The organism is Paenibacillus sp. KACC 21273, from assembly GCF_028736095.1.
Lineage (GTDB): Bacteria > Bacillota > Bacilli > Paenibacillales > Paenibacillaceae > Saccharibacillus > Saccharibacillus kyungheensis.
Genome location: NZ_CP117876.1, coordinates 1806538 through 1822831, shown reverse-complemented (window position 1 = coordinate 1822831; position 16294 = coordinate 1806538). Strand labels below are relative to the sequence as shown.

At 41.8% G+C, this 16294-nt stretch carries 14 protein-coding genes; all 14 read right to left on the bottom strand.

Going from position 1 to position 16294, the window contains the following annotated elements; genetic code table 11:
• Nucleotide 1 precedes the first annotated feature (1 nt).
• Entirely contained in the window at nt 2–931 is a 930-nt protein-coding gene (rsgA, locus tag PQ460_RS08265) for a ribosome small subunit-dependent GTPase A (protein ID WP_273613003.1), read from the bottom strand.
• A gap of 79 nt (nt 932–1010) precedes the next feature.
• On the bottom strand, nt 1011–3185 hold the full coding sequence (gene pknB, locus PQ460_RS08260) for a Stk1 family PASTA domain-containing Ser/Thr kinase (RefSeq protein WP_274172325.1): 2175 nt from the start codon (nt 3183–3185) through the stop codon (nt 1011–1013).
• Entirely contained in the window at nt 3182–3955 is a 774-nt protein-coding gene (locus PQ460_RS08255) for a Stp1/IreP family PP2C-type Ser/Thr phosphatase (protein WP_274172324.1), read from the bottom strand. The genes pknB and PQ460_RS08255 overlap by 4 nt, the downstream gene beginning before the upstream one ends.
• A gap of 6 nt (nt 3956–3961) precedes the next feature.
• Entirely contained in the window at nt 3962–5008 is a 1047-nt protein-coding gene (rlmN, locus tag PQ460_RS08250; protein ID WP_273613006.1) for a dual-specificity RNA methyltransferase RlmN, read from the bottom strand.
• A 292-nt stretch (nt 5009–5300) separates the two neighbouring features.
• Nucleotides 5301–6746: a 16S rRNA (cytosine(967)-C(5))-methyltransferase RsmB gene (gene rsmB / locus PQ460_RS08245; RefSeq protein ID WP_443147194.1), complete on the bottom strand. Its 1446-nt coding sequence runs from the start codon at nt 6744–6746 to the stop codon at nt 5301–5303.
• Nucleotides 6743–7693, bottom strand: coding sequence for a methionyl-tRNA formyltransferase (gene fmt / locus PQ460_RS08240; protein ID WP_274172323.1), 951 nt, complete (start codon nt 7691–7693; stop codon nt 6743–6745). The genes rsmB and fmt overlap by 4 nt, the downstream gene beginning before the upstream one ends.
• A gap of 7 nt (nt 7694–7700) precedes the next feature.
• A complete protein-coding gene (gene def / locus PQ460_RS08235; protein ID WP_274172322.1) occupies nt 7701–8180 on the bottom strand; it encodes a peptide deformylase in 480 nt (159 codons plus the stop codon).
• A gap of 49 nt (nt 8181–8229) precedes the next feature.
• Nucleotides 8230–10755, bottom strand: coding sequence for a primosomal protein N' (priA, locus tag PQ460_RS08230; RefSeq protein ID WP_274172321.1), 2526 nt, complete (start codon nt 10753–10755; stop codon nt 8230–8232).
• Nucleotides 10752–11981, bottom strand: coding sequence for a bifunctional phosphopantothenoylcysteine decarboxylase/phosphopantothenate--cysteine ligase CoaBC (gene coaBC, locus PQ460_RS08225; protein WP_274172320.1), 1230 nt, complete (start codon nt 11979–11981; stop codon nt 10752–10754). The genes priA and coaBC overlap by 4 nt, the downstream gene beginning before the upstream one ends.
• A gap of 199 nt (nt 11982–12180) precedes the next feature.
• The gene (rpoZ, locus tag PQ460_RS08220) at nt 12181–12402 is read right to left on the bottom strand and encodes a DNA-directed RNA polymerase subunit omega (RefSeq protein ID WP_204823367.1); all 222 of its coding nucleotides are present in this window, start codon (nt 12400–12402) and stop codon (nt 12181–12183) included.
• A 47-nt stretch (nt 12403–12449) separates the two neighbouring features.
• Nucleotides 12450–13022 carry a guanylate kinase gene (gmk, locus tag PQ460_RS08215; RefSeq protein ID WP_273613012.1) on the bottom strand — a complete coding sequence of 191 codons (573 nt, stop codon included), beginning with the start codon at nt 13020–13022 and terminating at the stop codon, nt 12450–12452.
• Nucleotides 13023–13089: 67 nt separating this feature from the next.
• On the bottom strand, nt 13090–13350 hold the full coding sequence (gene remA, locus PQ460_RS08210) for an extracellular matrix/biofilm regulator RemA (RefSeq protein WP_020615370.1): 261 nt from the start codon (nt 13348–13350) through the stop codon (nt 13090–13092).
• 63 nt (nt 13351–13413) lie between these two features.
• Nucleotides 13414–14310 (bottom strand): YicC/YloC family endoribonuclease, encoded by an 897-nt coding sequence (locus PQ460_RS08205; protein WP_273616331.1) that lies wholly within the window; start codon nt 14308–14310, stop codon nt 13414–13416.
• 32 nt (nt 14311–14342) lie between these two features.
• Nucleotides 14343–16235 (bottom strand): bifunctional homocysteine S-methyltransferase/methylenetetrahydrofolate reductase, encoded by a 1893-nt coding sequence (locus PQ460_RS08200; RefSeq protein ID WP_274172319.1) that lies wholly within the window; start codon nt 16233–16235, stop codon nt 14343–14345.
• Nucleotides 16236–16294: the final 59 nt, after the last annotated feature.

Here is a 16294-nt window from a genome sequence, read left to right as displayed (position 1 = left end):
TTCAATACCTCCGTTTTTCATCTTTCATTTCTTGATAAAATAATTGATAGTGCTTATAGCGACTTTCTGCAATTTCACCGTTAGCCAAAGCTTCGGTTACTTTACAGCCCGGTTCATGCAAATGAGTACATCCACGGAACTTACAACCGTCCGAGTATTCATTGAACTCACGGAAACATGATCCCAGGTCTTCTAAGTCCACACCGAGCTGTGTAAAGTTCATTTGACTGAATCCCGGAGTATCTGCTACATAACCGCCACCATCAAGCTCAATGAGCTCGACATGGCGTGTCGTATGCCGTCCACGTCCTAGACGCATACTAATCTCGCTTGTATTGATTGTACTTCCCGGAATAATAGCATTCAGTAAAGAAGATTTACCCACACCGGATTGTCCTGCAAACATACTCAGTCGATTTGATAATTCGGCACGAATTGCTGCGGTACCAGAGCCATCTTCAGCACTGGTCAAAATTACTTTATAACCAATTTGTTCATATAGTTGACGTGCTTGCTCTACTTCAGTCAACGTTTGCGTATCTTCTGGATCGATTAGATCCATTTTGCTAAAACAAATCAAAGGTTCTAGATTCGCATCTTCTACATGAACAAGAAATTTATCTAATAAATGCAGACTCAAATCAGGTTCTTTGACCGAAAAAAGGAGCACAGCTTGCTCAATATTAGCTACAGGTGGACGAATCAACTCTGTTTTTCTAGGCAATATTTCTTCTACTGTGCCTTCTCCATTTTCTGTTAACGAATACAGTACTTGATCGCCAACTAATGGCGCAATTCCTTTTTTCTTAAGAATACCGCGTCCACGACACTGAACTGTTTTCCGGTGATCCCCGCCCGAGGCTATATCATCGACTTGTTGTTGCACATAATAATAGCCGCTTAAAGCTTTGACGATTAAGCCTTGTAGCATGTGATTCCGTCCCCTCATGGATAAAGCTTATTTCTTTTTTTGTTCATTAATTGGTAATCTTTTATGAATGATCAATACATTACGGTGTACTGGTCGTTCCACCATCTGTTGATCCTTCTTCTGTTGTCGGATCTGTCGGAGTAGTTCCATCTGTAGCTGGATCTGTTGGGGTAGTTCCTTGACCGTCTGTTGGTGGATCTACAGCAGGATCATCAGTTCCTGTTCCTGTGCCCGTATTTCCACTGTTATCGACCGGTGGAACTTCAACAGGAGCGTCTGGTTCGATAACGGTCTCCTGTACACTGCCTTGCTTCGCTTCATTGTATCCAATCGCATACGTATCAATAAATTCGCCATCACGATAGATCGATACTGCACCATCACGATTAGGTCCTAACACCATATTCACTTTTAGAGATTGACGTGAACTGATTGTTTTGGTTCCCCAATCTTTATTTTCACCAGTAGCATCAGTGTATTTGATATTGATTTTACTAGATTTGCCTGCTGTTGCTGGTGGAATAGATACAGAATACGTAAAGTCAAATGCTTCTGGTGGATATCCAGAACTCACCCAGAACGATACTTTACTTCCTTTACTTAATGAATTACCAGAAGCAGGATTTTGACGAGTTACTTTACCGCTAGCTACGGTATAACTTGTCTCTTGTCCTACATCTCCTACAGTAAATCCATTTGAAGATAATTTGGATTGAGCATCAGACTGACTCATCCCTGTGAGATCAGGTACAGAAGCCGTCGCTGTTCCTTTACTTACAGTTACAGTGACTGTTGTTGTTGCAGGATCAACATCTGCATTTGCACCAGGTGTCTGATCAAATACAGTTCCACTATCGACACTATCATTATTTTCATCGACACGTGTAATCTGATCTTCTTTAAATCCTTCTGCTAGCAACAATTTACGTGCATCTTCATACGTTTTGGCATTTAGATCAGGCATTTTGGATAATTCTTTTTCAGCGGTGACTGTAATATCAATAGAAGCTCCTTGTTTGACCATCGTTCCCGCGTCTTTACTCTGGGCGATAACGATACCAGCAGGCTGTCCTTCTTTGTATTCACTTGTTACTTGACCTCTAACTAATCCTTGCGCCTCTAGCATACTTTCAGCGCTAGCTTGCGTTTGGTTAACTATATTGGGTACAGCCACCTCGGCTACATCGAGAGTAGAACGTACATACATTGTTGCAAGACCCATCAATACCAATAGAATCACAACCGCCGATATCCAGATGGTTGGTTTTACCCATTTGCGCTGTTGCTTCGCAGGAGCAGAAGATCGTGACATTTCACGATCTGACTTACGATCATCATCTCCTACAGGAATCGAAGTCGGACGAATCGCTGATATGACGCGTGTCTGCTCTTCATCATCTATTGTTGGGAAATACACTTTCGTTTCACTACGACGTTCTGGTAACAGACACGTATCTAGATCTTGTAACATTTCATGAGCAGAATTGTATCGTTCTGAAGGGCTTTTACGCATCGACTTCAAAATGATATTTTCTACACTTTGCGGAATCAACGGATTGATTAACCGCGGTTCTTCGAATTCATCTTGTAAATGCTTAAGCGCTACACTAATCGGGCTTTCACCGAGAAAAGGAAGTCGCCCAGTCAGCATTTGATACAACACAATCCCGAGCGAATACAGATCAGACTTTTCACCGGTAGCTACACCTTTAGCATGTTCAGGTGAAAAATAATGCACTGAACCGACAACAGAACCTGTCTGTGTAATCGTGGTAGAAGTCACCGCACGAGCAATACCAAAATCAGTTACTTTCACCCGTCCATTACGACCGATCAAAATATTATGTGGCTTGATATCACGGTGAATAATCTGATTATGATGTGCATGATCAAGTGCATCGCAAATCTGAGAAGCAATTCGGATCGCTTCATCCACAGGCAAAGGAGCACGTTCTTTGATCACTTCATTCAAATTGTAACCTTGTACATATTCCATCACGATATAGTGAATATCGCCTTCTTGTCCAACATCATAGATGCTAACCACATTAGGATGTGATAAGGATGCCGCTGATTGAGCTTCCCGACGAAAACGGCGAATAAATTCTTCATCATATACAAATTGCTGGCGCAAAACTTTGATGGCAACATGACGATTAAGCAGCACATCACGCGCATTGTATACAAGCGCCATACCGCCGCCACCGATTTCCTCGATGACTTCATAACGGCCGCCTAGCGTATGTCCGATCATTGTTCCCACCCCTTCGTGCTCAACTCTGCCGTAGAGTCATCCATTTCGAATAGGGCAACAGTAATATTATCTTCGCCACCAGCTTCAAGTGCTAGAGCTACTAGATGCTTCGCACGTTCTTCAAGTGCAATACCTGCCAGAGCAACCGTTTCGATCTGTTGATTACCAATCATATTCGTTAATCCATCACTACATAGCAAAAGCACTTCACCGATTTTAAGCTGAATATCGTCTATTTCTACAACGACTTCTGCATCTGTACCCAGTGCACGTGTTAACACATTGCGACGAGGATGCACAGCTGCTTCTTCTTGAGTAATCTGATGATTTTTGAGCAATTCATTAACCAGTGTATGATCTTGCGTTAATAGACGTAATTCTTCTTCGCCTACCAAATAAGCGCGGCTATCACCGATATGACCGATAATGCCGCTATCACCGCGTAGCAATACAGCTACAACAGTCGTCCCCATATTGTGGTAACTGTCGTCCATTTGAGCAGTATGAAAAACAACATTATTCGCATGTAAAATCGCATCATGTAAAGCAGCACGACAAGCTTCTAGCGATAAGCCAGCTTCTAGCCCTTGCAGATCACCGATAATGGTCTGCACAGCCAGTTGACTTGCTGTATCGCCTGCACGATGTCCACCCATTCCATCTGCGACTATACCTAGTGTATATTCCTGTTGAATAGAACCGATCCATACTGAATCTTCATTCACTTGTCGAACGTGTCCCCTATCACTATGTTGCGCTGTTCTAATCAAATGTGATCACCTCGCAGTCGACTCCATGTGTTTCGCTCGTAGCTGTCCACAAGCAGCAGCGATATCGTGTCCTTGCTCACGACGAATCGTTACATTCACACCTTTGTCAGATAAAATACGCTGGAATTCAAAAATATCTTTGCGCGGGGTACGCACATAATCACGTTCTGGAACATAGTTAACAGGAATCAAATTGACATGACACATCATAGTTTTGAGAACATCTGCTAATTCTTCTGCATGTTCAGGCTGATCATTAACGCCACCAATCAACGCATATTCAAACGTAATCCGGCGACCGGTTTTGTTCAAATAATAACGAAGAGATTCCATCACATCATCAAAAGGAAAACGACGGTTAACCGGCATCAATTTAGAACGCAACTTATCGTTCGGTGCATGAATAGAAATCGCTAGGTTAATCTGTGTATCTTCATCTGCAAATTTATAAATATTCGGCACGATTCCACTTGTAGAAACAGTGATATGACGTTGCCCGATATTCAATCCTTTTTCATGAATCATAATCCGTAAAAAAGTCATTGTTGCTTCATAATTTTCAAACGGTTCACCGGAACCCATGATTACAATACTGCTTACACGCTCATTCGTTTCATCCAAAATCTTCTGTGCTTGAACAACCTGAGCCACAATCTCACCTGCTGTAAGATTACGTTTCAATCCGCCCAATGTAGATGCACAGAATGTACAACCGATACGGCAACCTACCTGTGTGGTTACACAGATACTATTTCCGTAGTTGTGACGCATAATAACAGTCTCGATCGCATGAGCATCATGCAGACCAAACAAAAATTTAACCGTACCATCTTTAGACTGCATTTTAGTAATCTCATCTAACATAACAAAAGAAAACTGGTCGTTTAGTTTAGCGCGAAGTTCCTTGGAAAGGTTAGTCATTTCCTCAAACGAAGTCACACGCTTCACATACAGCCAGTCAAAAATTTGTCCTGCGCGGAAAGCAGGCTCATTATTTTCCTTTGCCCAGTTCTGTAGATCTTCCAAAGCATAATCATATATAAAAGGTTTCATTACAATTATCACACCTATTCTCAAATTCTTTTCATTTTTTTGATACAATGGATCATATGACGGTCAACATTGAATTTCATCCTTACTATTCTAGCATAAAACAATCAAACCCTAAAGGGTCTGTTCATTAAGATATCGTTACTATTTGTTACTATATTTTTTATATCGGTTGATTATAGATTAGCATTTATTTCTAAACACAGCAAAAGTGGCTTTACTCAGGATAACTATACTCTCCATAAGTAACAAGCCACTTTTATCGTGTCTATTTAGAAGATCAGAATAAACTAGATTACATACTGATTTTACGTAGTGCAGCAATATAGAATCCATCCGAATGGAAATCTTGCGGTAAAATTTGAATCCCTGTTTGAGCATGATTCGTATTTACAGGTGCAAAAGGAACTAATTCAAACTGTTTATTTTGCTGTAAAAAAGATTCTACAATCGCTTCATTCTCACTACGTTCAATCGTACATGTACTGTACACCATAATGCCATTTGGCTTAAGTAATGTAGAAATATTCTGCAACAGTTGTTGTTGTAATTGTACGATTTCTTTGATATCTGCCATACTTTTATTCCATTTAAGATCAGGTTTACGGCGAATAACCCCTAGACCTGAACATGGAGCATCTAATAAGATTCGGTCAAAAGACTCGGCAGGATAACGTTCTGTTAATGTTAACGCATCCCCAACGGTTGTCTCAATAATAGATAGTTGCAATCGTTCTGCTTGATCATCCACTAACTGACGCTTATGTTCATGAATATCGTTAGCGACAATATGACCACTATTATTCATTTTTTCAGCTAGATGTACACTTTTGCCTCCTGGAGCGGCGCAACAATCCAATACATTCATACCAGATTCCGCTTGCACTGCTTCAGCAACGAGCATAGAACTTTCATCTTGTACTGAAATTAATCCGTCTTGATACCATGATGTTAATGCCATATTCCCGCCACCATGCACCAGAATACCATCTGGAGATAATGGAGAAATTTCTACATCATATCCTTCATTTTGCAGCAATTCCAACATTGCTGTACGAGAAGTGCGATGCGTATTCACACGAATACTTACCGATGGTGCTTCGTTATTCGAAATACAGATTTGTTCAGCGGTTGCTTCATCATATTGCTTGATCCAGCGTGCTACCATCCATTCAGGGAATGAGTGTTGCAATGCTATTCTTTTCGCAGGTGGCAAATCTTGAGGAATCACTAATTCTTCCCGGCGACGAATTACATTACGCAATACGCCATTTACCATACCTGATATGCCTTGATGTCCACGACGTTTCGCGATATTAACCGCTTCGTTTACCGCCGCATGAGCAGGAATACGATCAAGATAATAGATTTGATAAAAGCTAAACCGTAACAAATTACGTACCCACGGTTGAAGCTTATTTAAACCTTTCGCCACAAATTGCCCAAGAAAATAATCAATGGTATTCAGACGTGAAATGGTACCATAGACTAACTCTGTAGCCAGTCCAATATCTGCACGTTCTAGACGAATACGATTGAGCATTTGATTCAATACAAGATTACTATAAGAACCCTCTTCTTCCACTGCTGTTAATACTTCCAAAGCCACTTCACGAGCAGTAGTTGGACGAACCGATTTGCTTTTCGGATCAGACTTGGTCTTAGTGTTATTCGCTAACGGGCTATCTGCATTCGGTTGACGTTTGGATTTGTTGTTATGACTATTATTTTGATTATTCACCCGAGCACCGTACCTTTAGTCATTGACGTGCCGCGTACAAAGTCAGACGCTTGTAGTGCTTTTTTGCCCGCAGGTTGAATCTCTGTCAATGTAACTGTGCTATCGCCTGTACGAACAACAATACCTTCTGGCAATAATTCCAGAACTGTACCCGGTACAGCTTCTAGTGCTGCCCCTTTTAATGTAGCATCCGTCGTAGGCTTGCTTATTTTCCATACTTTGAATACTTCGCCATTCCATAATGTAAATCCACCGGAGAACGGCACAAGACCACGAACTTGATTGTATAATTCACGACTGGTTTTCGACCAATCCAATTGTTCATCTTCACGAGTCAAATTCGGAGCATAGGTGGATTCGTCATCATTTTGCGGTTCTGCTTCTACTTTACCTTCTAGCAGTCGTGGCAATTCTCGACGCAGAATCGTTGCTCCTGCTTCACTCATTTTGGCAAATAAAGTACCGGATGTATCTTCATCTGTAATCGGCACTTCGATCTTCGAGATCATATCTCCTGTATCTAGACCCTCTGCCATATACATAAGCGTAATGCCTGTTACCGTTTCACCATTGATAATACAACGCTGAATAGGTGCACCTCCGCGATATTTGGGCAACAATGATCCATGAATATTTACACAACCTAAGCGTGGTAGATCCAATACAGCTTTCGGTAAAATCTGACCAAAAGCCGCCGTAACGATCAAATCTGGCTTATACGCTGCAAGTTCAGCGATAGATTCAGGATTTCTCATCCGTTGCGGTTGAAGTACTGGAATACCATGTTCTACCGCTGCTGCTTTGACAGGAGTAGGTGTTAATACTTTTTTACGACCTTGAGGACGATCCGGTTGAGTCACGACACAGACTACATTCATGCCTTCTTCAATCAGAACATTTAAGCTATGCACAGCAAAATCGGGCGTTCCCATAAATGCAATGTTCACGATAGACTTATTCCCCTTCCTCGTCTAGCTTACGGTCATAGACACGTTCTGCAATATCGGTAAATAGTACACCGTTCAAGTGATCGATCTCATGCTGAAAAGCACGTGCTAATAGATCACGACCTGTAATTGTCACTTCTTCACCATTGCGATCTAATCCTTTGACCGTTACTTCCAAAGCACGACGAACTTGACCGTTAAGACCGGGAATACTAAGACAACCTTCTGAACCTAGTTGCTCGCCGTTACTTTCTATAATTTCAGGATTAATAAGTTCGATTAATCCATTATCATCGCCTACATCTACTACGATCAAACGTTTCAAAATACCGACTTGTGGCGCAGCAAGACCTACCCCGTCTGCATCGTACATTGTGTCTGCCATATCGGTTAACAACTTCTGTACATTCGGTGTAATTTTGGTCACTTCTTTTGCTTTTTTGTGAAGCACTTCATCCGGTTCCGTTACAATAATACGTATAGCCATTCTTTATCCCGTCCTTTATATTATCTCTCTACATGTACATTCGATCCTGTTACATTAATACTTGTGGATCTACATCAATACTGATTAATAACTCTTTATCACGTACACTATCTTGCAATTGTTCTGCCACATGCTCAGCAAGCTTGGCAACGTCCATATCTCCACGCCATTTTATCATACATTGGAATCGGTATCTATTTTTTAAGCGTGGTATTGGAGAAGCGACAGGACCTAATACATCCAATGCTTCATTTGAAAATCGTTCTAGACTACCTAACCAACCTAATTTAGAAGCTTGATCTTTAATCATCTGTGTATAATTTTCAGCGATACGTACTAATAAGGCTAATTTTTCATGTGAAAAAGTAATCAAGGCTAAGCGACAATAGGGTGGATACCCCAGTGTCTGACGATGCTTCAATTCTTCACGCACAAAAGACCCGTAATCGTGACGGCTCGCATGAATTACTGAATAATGCTCTGGATTATACGTCTGTACAATCACTTCACCCGGTAAATGATGACGACCTGCTCGTCCTGCTACCTGAGTCAGTAGTTGGAACGTTTTCTCAGCTGCGCGGAAATCAGGTAAATGTAGCGCTGAATCGGCTGCAATGACACCTACTAACGTAACATCTGGAAAATCCAATCCTTTGGCTACCATTTGTGTACCTAACAGTAAATCTGCTTTTTTATCGCGAAATTGATTTAATAATTTCTCATGTGATCCTTTTTGCGTGGTTGTATCAACATCCATTCGCACTACTCGAATACCGGGAAATAATTTCGCCAATTCTTCTTCGACACGCTGTGTTCCTGTGCCAAAATAACGAATATGTTCACTACCACATTCCGGACATATTTGCGGAGCAGGTTCAGCATGACCACAATAGTGACAACGTAGACTATTAGAACGCTGATGATAGGTGAGCGAGATATCACAATTTGGACATTCTGCGACATAACCGCACGTACGACACATCACAAATGTAGAATGTCCACGCCGATTAAGCAGTAAAACAATCTGTTGCTTTTTCTCTAGCCGATCTTCAATTGCTTGATGAAGAGGTCGACTGAACATCGAGCGATTGCCTTCTTTTAACTCTTCACGCATATCAATAATCTCTACGGCTGGAAGTTCGCTTCCAAGTGCCCGTCCATGAATTTCCAATAATGTTGGCATAAATTCATCATTCGCTTGCGATCGAGCTGCATAATAACTTTCCAGTGAAGGGGTAGCTGAACCTAGAATGACAACAGCATTATGCTGATGAGCACGATGAATCGCTACATCACGCGCATGATACTTGGGACTTTCTTCTTGCTTATATGACGTCTCATGCTCTTCATCCATAATAATTAAGCCTAGATTGGAAAAAGGAGCAAAGATCGCTGAACGCGCACCAATCGCGACTTGAGATTTACCTTCACGAATTTTGCGCCATTCATCATAACGTTCACCACTAGACAATCGGCTATGCATCACAGCTACACGATCACCAAAACGACCTTTAAACCGCTCAACCATCTGCGGAGTCAGTGCAATTTCAGGTACAAGCATAATCGCTTGTCGATCTTGTTCGATCACACGCTGAATACATTGCAAATACACTTCTGTTTTCCCACTACCTGTAATCCCATGAATTAAATACTCGCCTTGTTCACGTTTATTAATACGGCTGATAATCGAGTTATATACTTGCTGTTGTTCATCTGTGAGCGTAAATGGTGTACTCGGTGTAAAGTTGCGATCTTGATAAGGATCACGATACACTTCCATATCTATAATAGCGATATATCCTTTGTCCGCTAGAGCTTTCACTGTGCTGGCTGTGACGCCAAGCACTGTCATGATTTCTTTGAGTGGTACATCGCCACCGGTATCTGCAATATAAGTCAGTACTTCTTGCTGACGCTTGGCTTTGGCTGGAAATTCTTCGATAATAGTACGAATCTCATCTTCTGGCAAATGCAAAGAAACAGTTCGGACTGTTTTCTTTTGCACTTTATCGCGTATACTACGGCTTTCTAATAAAATGCCACGTTGCAACAACGATTTAATAATATGCGCTTGTTCGCCAAACCGACGACTTAACAATTCCATCCGCACTTCTTGTTGCTTTTGAATATGAGAGACAATCTGTTCTTCTTCGTCGGTTAATAATGACTCTGTAGCATCAAAAAGAGAATCTTCTCCCACCCAAGATTCACGTTCAGCGACTCGAATATACCGTTCTGCTTTTCCTTTCAAAGCCGCAGGTAACATAGATTGAAGTGCAGTAATCCGGTGACACGCATATTTGGCACTCATCCATTCAGACAATTCAACCAATTCTTCGGACAATGGAGGTACAAGATCCAGTAATTCTTGTAATGATTTGAGCTTATTTGCTGGTGTCTCAGATGTTCCACTTAATCCAATCACGAATCCTTGCAATGTACGCGGGCCAAAAGGAACACCTACACGACTTCCTACTTCTAACCATCCTCGCATCGATTCTGGCACGATATAATCAAATGGACGATCTGTGCCCCGGCTAGGTACATCAACAATCACCTGAGCAATAAGAGTCATAAGGTAGACACTCCATTCAACCGTTTGGCTACAATACTTAGCAATTGTATGGCAACTTCATCTTTACTCATTAACGGCAGATCCACTACTAATCCCTGTGCATCATAAATCTGAACAAGATTCGTATCTGTGCCAAATCCAGCTCCAACTGCGGTGACATCATTAGCGACTAATAGATCACAGTTTTTACGTTTTAATTTGCCCATAGCATGTTCAGCGACATCATTCGTTTCTGCGGCAAAGCCAATCAAAAATTGCCCCTGTTTACGTTGACCTAGACTTTCCAGAATATCGACTGTTTTTTCCAATTCTAGTGTAAGCCCTTCGTCTTTTTTCTTCATTTTGGTCTCGTACACATTTCGCGGGCGATAATCGGCTACCGCTGCTGTTTGAATCATAATATCAGTATGATTCCATTCGCCTAATACTGCTTCATACATGTCTTGAGCAGATTGAACACGCACCGTTTCTATACCTTCAGGTAAAGGTACTTGTACTGTTCCTGCAATCAATCGTACCGATGCCCCCATATCGCGAGCAGCTTTGGCAATCGCAATTCCCATTTTGCCAGAGGAATCATTGGTAATAAAACGAACAGGATCGATTCGTTCTACTGTTGCACCTGCGGTAACGGTCACTTTTTTACCTGCTAACACCTGACGTAACTGATTGCGGTGTGCTTGAGCTTGAAAAAAATCTTGTACTACTTTAATAATCGTCTCCGGTTCTTCCAAACGCCCTTTGCCGACATAACCACAAGCCAACATGCCACTTCCTGGCTCAATCATCAACACACCACGACTAACCAGTGTATTCATATTTTGTACAACTGCTGGATGCTGATACATATGCACATTCATTGCCGGTGCGACCATAATTGGAGCTGTTGTGGCAAGCAATGTGGAAGACAACATATCATCTGCTAATCCATGTGCCATTTTAGCAATTGTATTGGCAGTGGCTGGAGCAATTAATACCAGATCAGCTAGATCAGCCAGGTTAATATGGGTGACTACTTCTGGATCACGTTCGTCAAATGTATCTATATGAACCGGGTTACGAGAGAGCGTCTGTAATGTAAGTTCGGTAATAAATTTGGAAGCAGAACGTGTCATAATGACATGCACATCTGCCCCTTGTTTTACCAATCCGCTACACAACGCTGCCGCTTTGTAAGCAGCGATTCCGCCAGTAATCCCCAGCACAATCTTTTTACCTTGCAGCATCTCTATTTCCCCGCTTTCGTTTAATTTTTGCAATTATTCATCCCTTTATTATACCGCTTTTTATCGTAAAAGGGGAATCTATTCCATCGTTTTAGTATATTTTCAAAAAAAATAACAACCTTTCGGTTGTTAGCAAGTGGCGCAGGGGTCCGTATTTAATTAAGCTTCTATAGCGGGCCCCTTTACCGTAGCCTGTTACTTATTTTTCGTCGTCATACTCTGTTTCAGTTCTGCGTTCGATACGAAGAATATCGTTATAGATTTCTTCTAATGCAATCCCTACATATTTGCTCGCATGAGCATCTTTCAATTCACTAACACTACCTTCACGTAGTTGTCTAGCACGACGGGAAGCTGCAACAACAAGCGAGTACTTACTGTCGACTTTAGTCATCATTTCATCAATAGAAGGATATAACATTAGATACACACACCTCTTCGTGTTCTGCGAAATTTATTTCACAGGACTTATTTTGTAATCTTACAATGTTCTGCGACAATAATACTCTGGATTCGCATACACGCTAGATCAATTTCATCATTGACTACAGAGTAATCATAATGCTTCATTAATTCCAACTCGTCAGCAGCTACCGTCATTCGATTCATAATCGTATCTACGGTTTCGGTTCCACGTCCATGCAGACGTTGTTCCAATTCTTCAAACGAAGGTGGAGTCAAAAATATAAATACGCCTTCTGGAAACTTCTCCATGACTTTCAAAGCACCTTGCACTTCGATTTCAAGGAAAATATCGTTACCCGCATTCAGCGTATCTTCTACAAAATCACGTGGTGTTCCATAAAAGTTGCCTACATATTCTGCATGTTCTAACAAACGATCGTTTAAGATCATTTCTTGAAATTGCTCATGGCTTTTGAAAAAATAGTTCACTCCATCCACTTCACCTGCACGAGGCTGGCGTGTGGTTGCAGATACAGAATAGATCAATTCAGGCATACGCGTCCGAAGAGCACTGCATACCGTTCCTTTACCGACACCGGAAGGGCCGGATAACACAAATAATAATCCTTTAGACATGGTACACTCCATTTTAGGCTGTTGCGTCGTCCGGTGCATAGTGGATTGATCAACAGCCTCTTTTTGTTTATTCGTCGTGATCATCATCTTTAGTCGATAAGCGATGTGCTACAGTTTCCGGTTGCACTGCGGAAAGAATCACATGATCGCTATCTGTAATGATAACAGCACGGGTACGACGACCATATGTGGCATCAATGAGCATATGACGATCGCGTGCTTCCTGAATAATTCTTTTGATTGGTGCAGACTCAGGGCTTACTATAGAAATAATCCGATTCGCGGATACAATATTTCCGAAGCCAATATTGATAAGTTTGATGGCCATCTTCAGGTTTTTCCCCCTATACATTTGACTCATTTACGCCGAAATGAGGTCGCTGACTTGCATTCATTCCAAATTTGCGGCTTGTTCACGGATCTTTTCCAGTTCCGCTTTCATCTCGACGACATGATTCACGAGAGCCAGATGATTCGCTTTGGAACCAATCGTATTCACTTCTCTATTCATTTCTTGAATCAAAAAATCAAGCCTACGCCCGATTGCATCATTACTTTCTAGCAATAATTTGCACTGCTGAAAATGACTGTTCAAACGCGTCAATTCTTCGTCAATATTAGAACGATCTGCAAATACAGCTATCTCCATGCTAATTCTGGAATCGTCCCAATGATAACTTCCATCCTGAAGTTCAGATAATCGCTGTTTTAGACGTATGCGATGTTCTTCTACTACAGTAGGCGCCAATTCACACATACTGCGATAATACTGCTCTAGCAGATTCAGCCGCTCCCGCAAATCGTTAGCTAAATGAATCCCTTCTCGTGCACGCATTTGCAGTAAATTTTGAAGTGCTTCTTGTAGTCCTTGTCCAAGAATCTGTTGCCACTGTGCTTGTTCTTCTTCATCTGCCAATTCCGAAGGTTGCTCGGTAGTCATGACTCCTGGTAATGCAAGCAATTGATTGATATCCAAATTTCCATTCACACCATAACGCTCTGTAAGCTCTTGACCGGCTTGTAAGTAAGACTGAACGTTAGCATGGTTGAGCTTCAAAGACGGAACTTGCCCTGTATCTTGCTCTTTGTTCATAAATACATCTATCCGTCCACGCTTGATCGCATCTTGAATCAGCCTTTTGAGACTGTCCTCCATTTGACCCCATTCACGTGGTAAACGCATCATAATTTCGCAATAACGATGGTTGACGGATTTGACTTCAATCTGGACTTTGTAGCCGCCAAATTGCACGGCGGACTGACCGTATCCGGTCATACTGAATGACATCGGCATCACATCCGTTATCCTATTGTAATTGATTATCTATTGTGAAACAAGGGGTTTGGACGGCGCTTTGCTTTTGCCCATATATATTCAGTTAGCTGTACACTCATATCATAAAACATAAACGGAGTCATAATATAAATTCCGTTAAAATGTTCCATAGCGACATCCAGCAATTCTTTGGCAATGATTACGCCTGTGGCTCTGCCTTCTTCGCCTTCCAATCCTGCCATCCGTCCGCGTACTTCATCGGATAATTGAATACCAGGTACTTCATTATGAAGATATTCTGCATTACGTCCACTAGCGAGAGGCATAATGCCTATAAAAATAGGAATATCTAAATGTTTGGTTGCTTCCCGAATATCAGCGATCAACTGCACATTATAGACAGGTTGAGTCATAATATAATCAGCACCAGCCGCAATTTTCTTTTCCAGACGAACAACTGCTTTATCCAGATGTTTGACATTCGGGTTAAAGGCGGCGCCTACTACAAATTTGGCACGTTGTTTGAGCGGTTTGCCTGAGAATGCGATACCTTCATTCAATTGCTTAATCATTTTGATCATATCAAATGAAGTCATATCGTAGACAGAACTTGCTCCAGGCAAATCACCAAATTTAGACGGATCGCCGGTCACAGCCAGTACATGATCAATACCGAGAGCATCGAATCCCATCATATGAGATTGACTACCAATCATATTACGATCACGACAAGCGATATGAATCAACGGACGAATCCCTGCTTCACGTTGCACAATATGTCCGAGCGCCATATTACTCATACGAGTCACCGCAAGCGAATTATCTGCTAGAGTTAGCGCATCTACTCCAGCTTCTTTAAGTGCGGCTGCCCCTTTGAGAAAGCGTGTAATATCAAGATCACGAGGTGGATCAAGTTCTACAATCACTGTTGGACGTTCACGCACCAGATCTACCAGTGTCGGTGGTACATCTTCTCCATTACGATCGCTTTCATCCATAATAGCGTTCTCTATCGTTACACTAATTTGAGGAGTCGGTGTCTGGACATTGGAAAAGTCTAACTTCTCCGGTACATATCCTTCTAACGCTCTGGCAATAGCGGCGATATGTTCAGGTGTTGTTCCACAGCATCCGCCGATCACTCGTGCTCCTAATTCGGCAAATCGAATACTACGCTGACCAAAATAAGCCGGACTTGCTCCATAGCGATACTCACCATCTACATAATCCGCTACTCCTGCATCAGGATAGACTGATAATGGCAAAGATACTTTACCTTGAACTGCTTCCAGTGCATGAAGTGTTCCGTTAGGGCCTACACGACAGTTCAGCCCTACCATATCTGCACCCGCATCAGTCAGTAAAGCAAACGCATCTGGCAAAGCAAACCCATCCAGCGTCCGAATCGCATCTTCTACCGTTAATTGACACATCACTGGAATATCAGTCAGTTTGCGTACTTGCCGTAAAGCAATTGCTAGCTCTTCTACTTCAAAAAACGTTTCTAACAAAATTCCGTCTACGCCTTCTTCTAACAAAGACGATACTTGTTGTCTAAAATGCTGACGTAATTCAGACCGCGGAATATTGGTTCGTTTACCATTGCGAATCGCACCTACTGAACCGACAACATAAGCTTGATCACCAGCTGCTGCCCGGGCGATCCGTACACCTGCGCGATTAATTTCATCTACTTTATGCTCAAGCCCATATTTAGATAATCGGTCATAATTAGCAGAAAATGTATTCGTTTCGATCATTTGAGCACCAGCAGCTACATATTGACGATGTACATCTTCTATAATATGTGGACGAATCAAATTCAATTCTTCATAAGAAATACCTACAGGAAATCCTAATTGGTACAAATAGGTTCCCATTGCTCCATCGCCTATAATTACATGATCTGTCCATTTGGAACGCAAATCTGGCTTCATTGTATAGTCCACCCCACTGTATGTCATTTACGTTCTAATGTATCATATAAAAACGATCT

Bases quoted from the DNA above. Each gene is read 5' to 3' on its own strand.
- rsgA (WP_273613003.1), bottom strand. From the start codon at position 931: ATGCTACAAGGCTTAATCGTCAAAGCTTTAAGCGGCTATTATTATGTG.
- pknB (WP_274172325.1), bottom strand. From the start codon at position 3,185: ATGATCGGACATACGCTAGGCGGCCGTTATGAAGTCATCGAGGAAATC.
- rlmN (WP_273613006.1), bottom strand. From the start codon at position 5,008: ATGAAACCTTTTATATATGATTATGCTTTGGAAGATCTACAGAACTGG.
- def (WP_274172322.1), bottom strand. From the start codon at position 8,180: ATGGCTATACGTATTATTGTAACGGAACCGGATGAAGTGCTTCACAAA.
- priA (WP_274172321.1), bottom strand. From the start codon at position 10,755: ATGACTCTTATTGCTCAGGTGATTGTTGATGTACCTAGCCGGGGCACA.
- coaBC (WP_274172320.1), bottom strand. From the start codon at position 11,981: ATGCTGCAAGGTAAAAAGATTGTGCTGGGGATTACTGGCGGAATCGCT.
- rpoZ (WP_204823367.1), bottom strand. From the start codon at position 12,402: ATGTTATATCCTTCTATTGATGAAATGATGACTAAAGTCGACAGTAAG.
- gmk (WP_273613012.1), bottom strand. From the start codon at position 13,022: ATGTCTAAAGGATTATTATTTGTGTTATCCGGCCCTTCCGGTGTCGGT.
- remA (WP_020615370.1), bottom strand. From the start codon at position 13,350: ATGGCCATCAAACTTATCAATATTGGCTTCGGAAATATTGTATCCGCG.
- PQ460_RS08205 (WP_273616331.1), bottom strand. From the start codon at position 14,310: ATGTCATTCAGTATGACCGGATACGGTCAGTCCGCCGTGCAATTTGGC.
- PQ460_RS08200 (WP_274172319.1), bottom strand. From the start codon at position 16,235: ATGAAGCCAGATTTGCGTTCCAAATGGACAGATCATGTAATTATAGGC.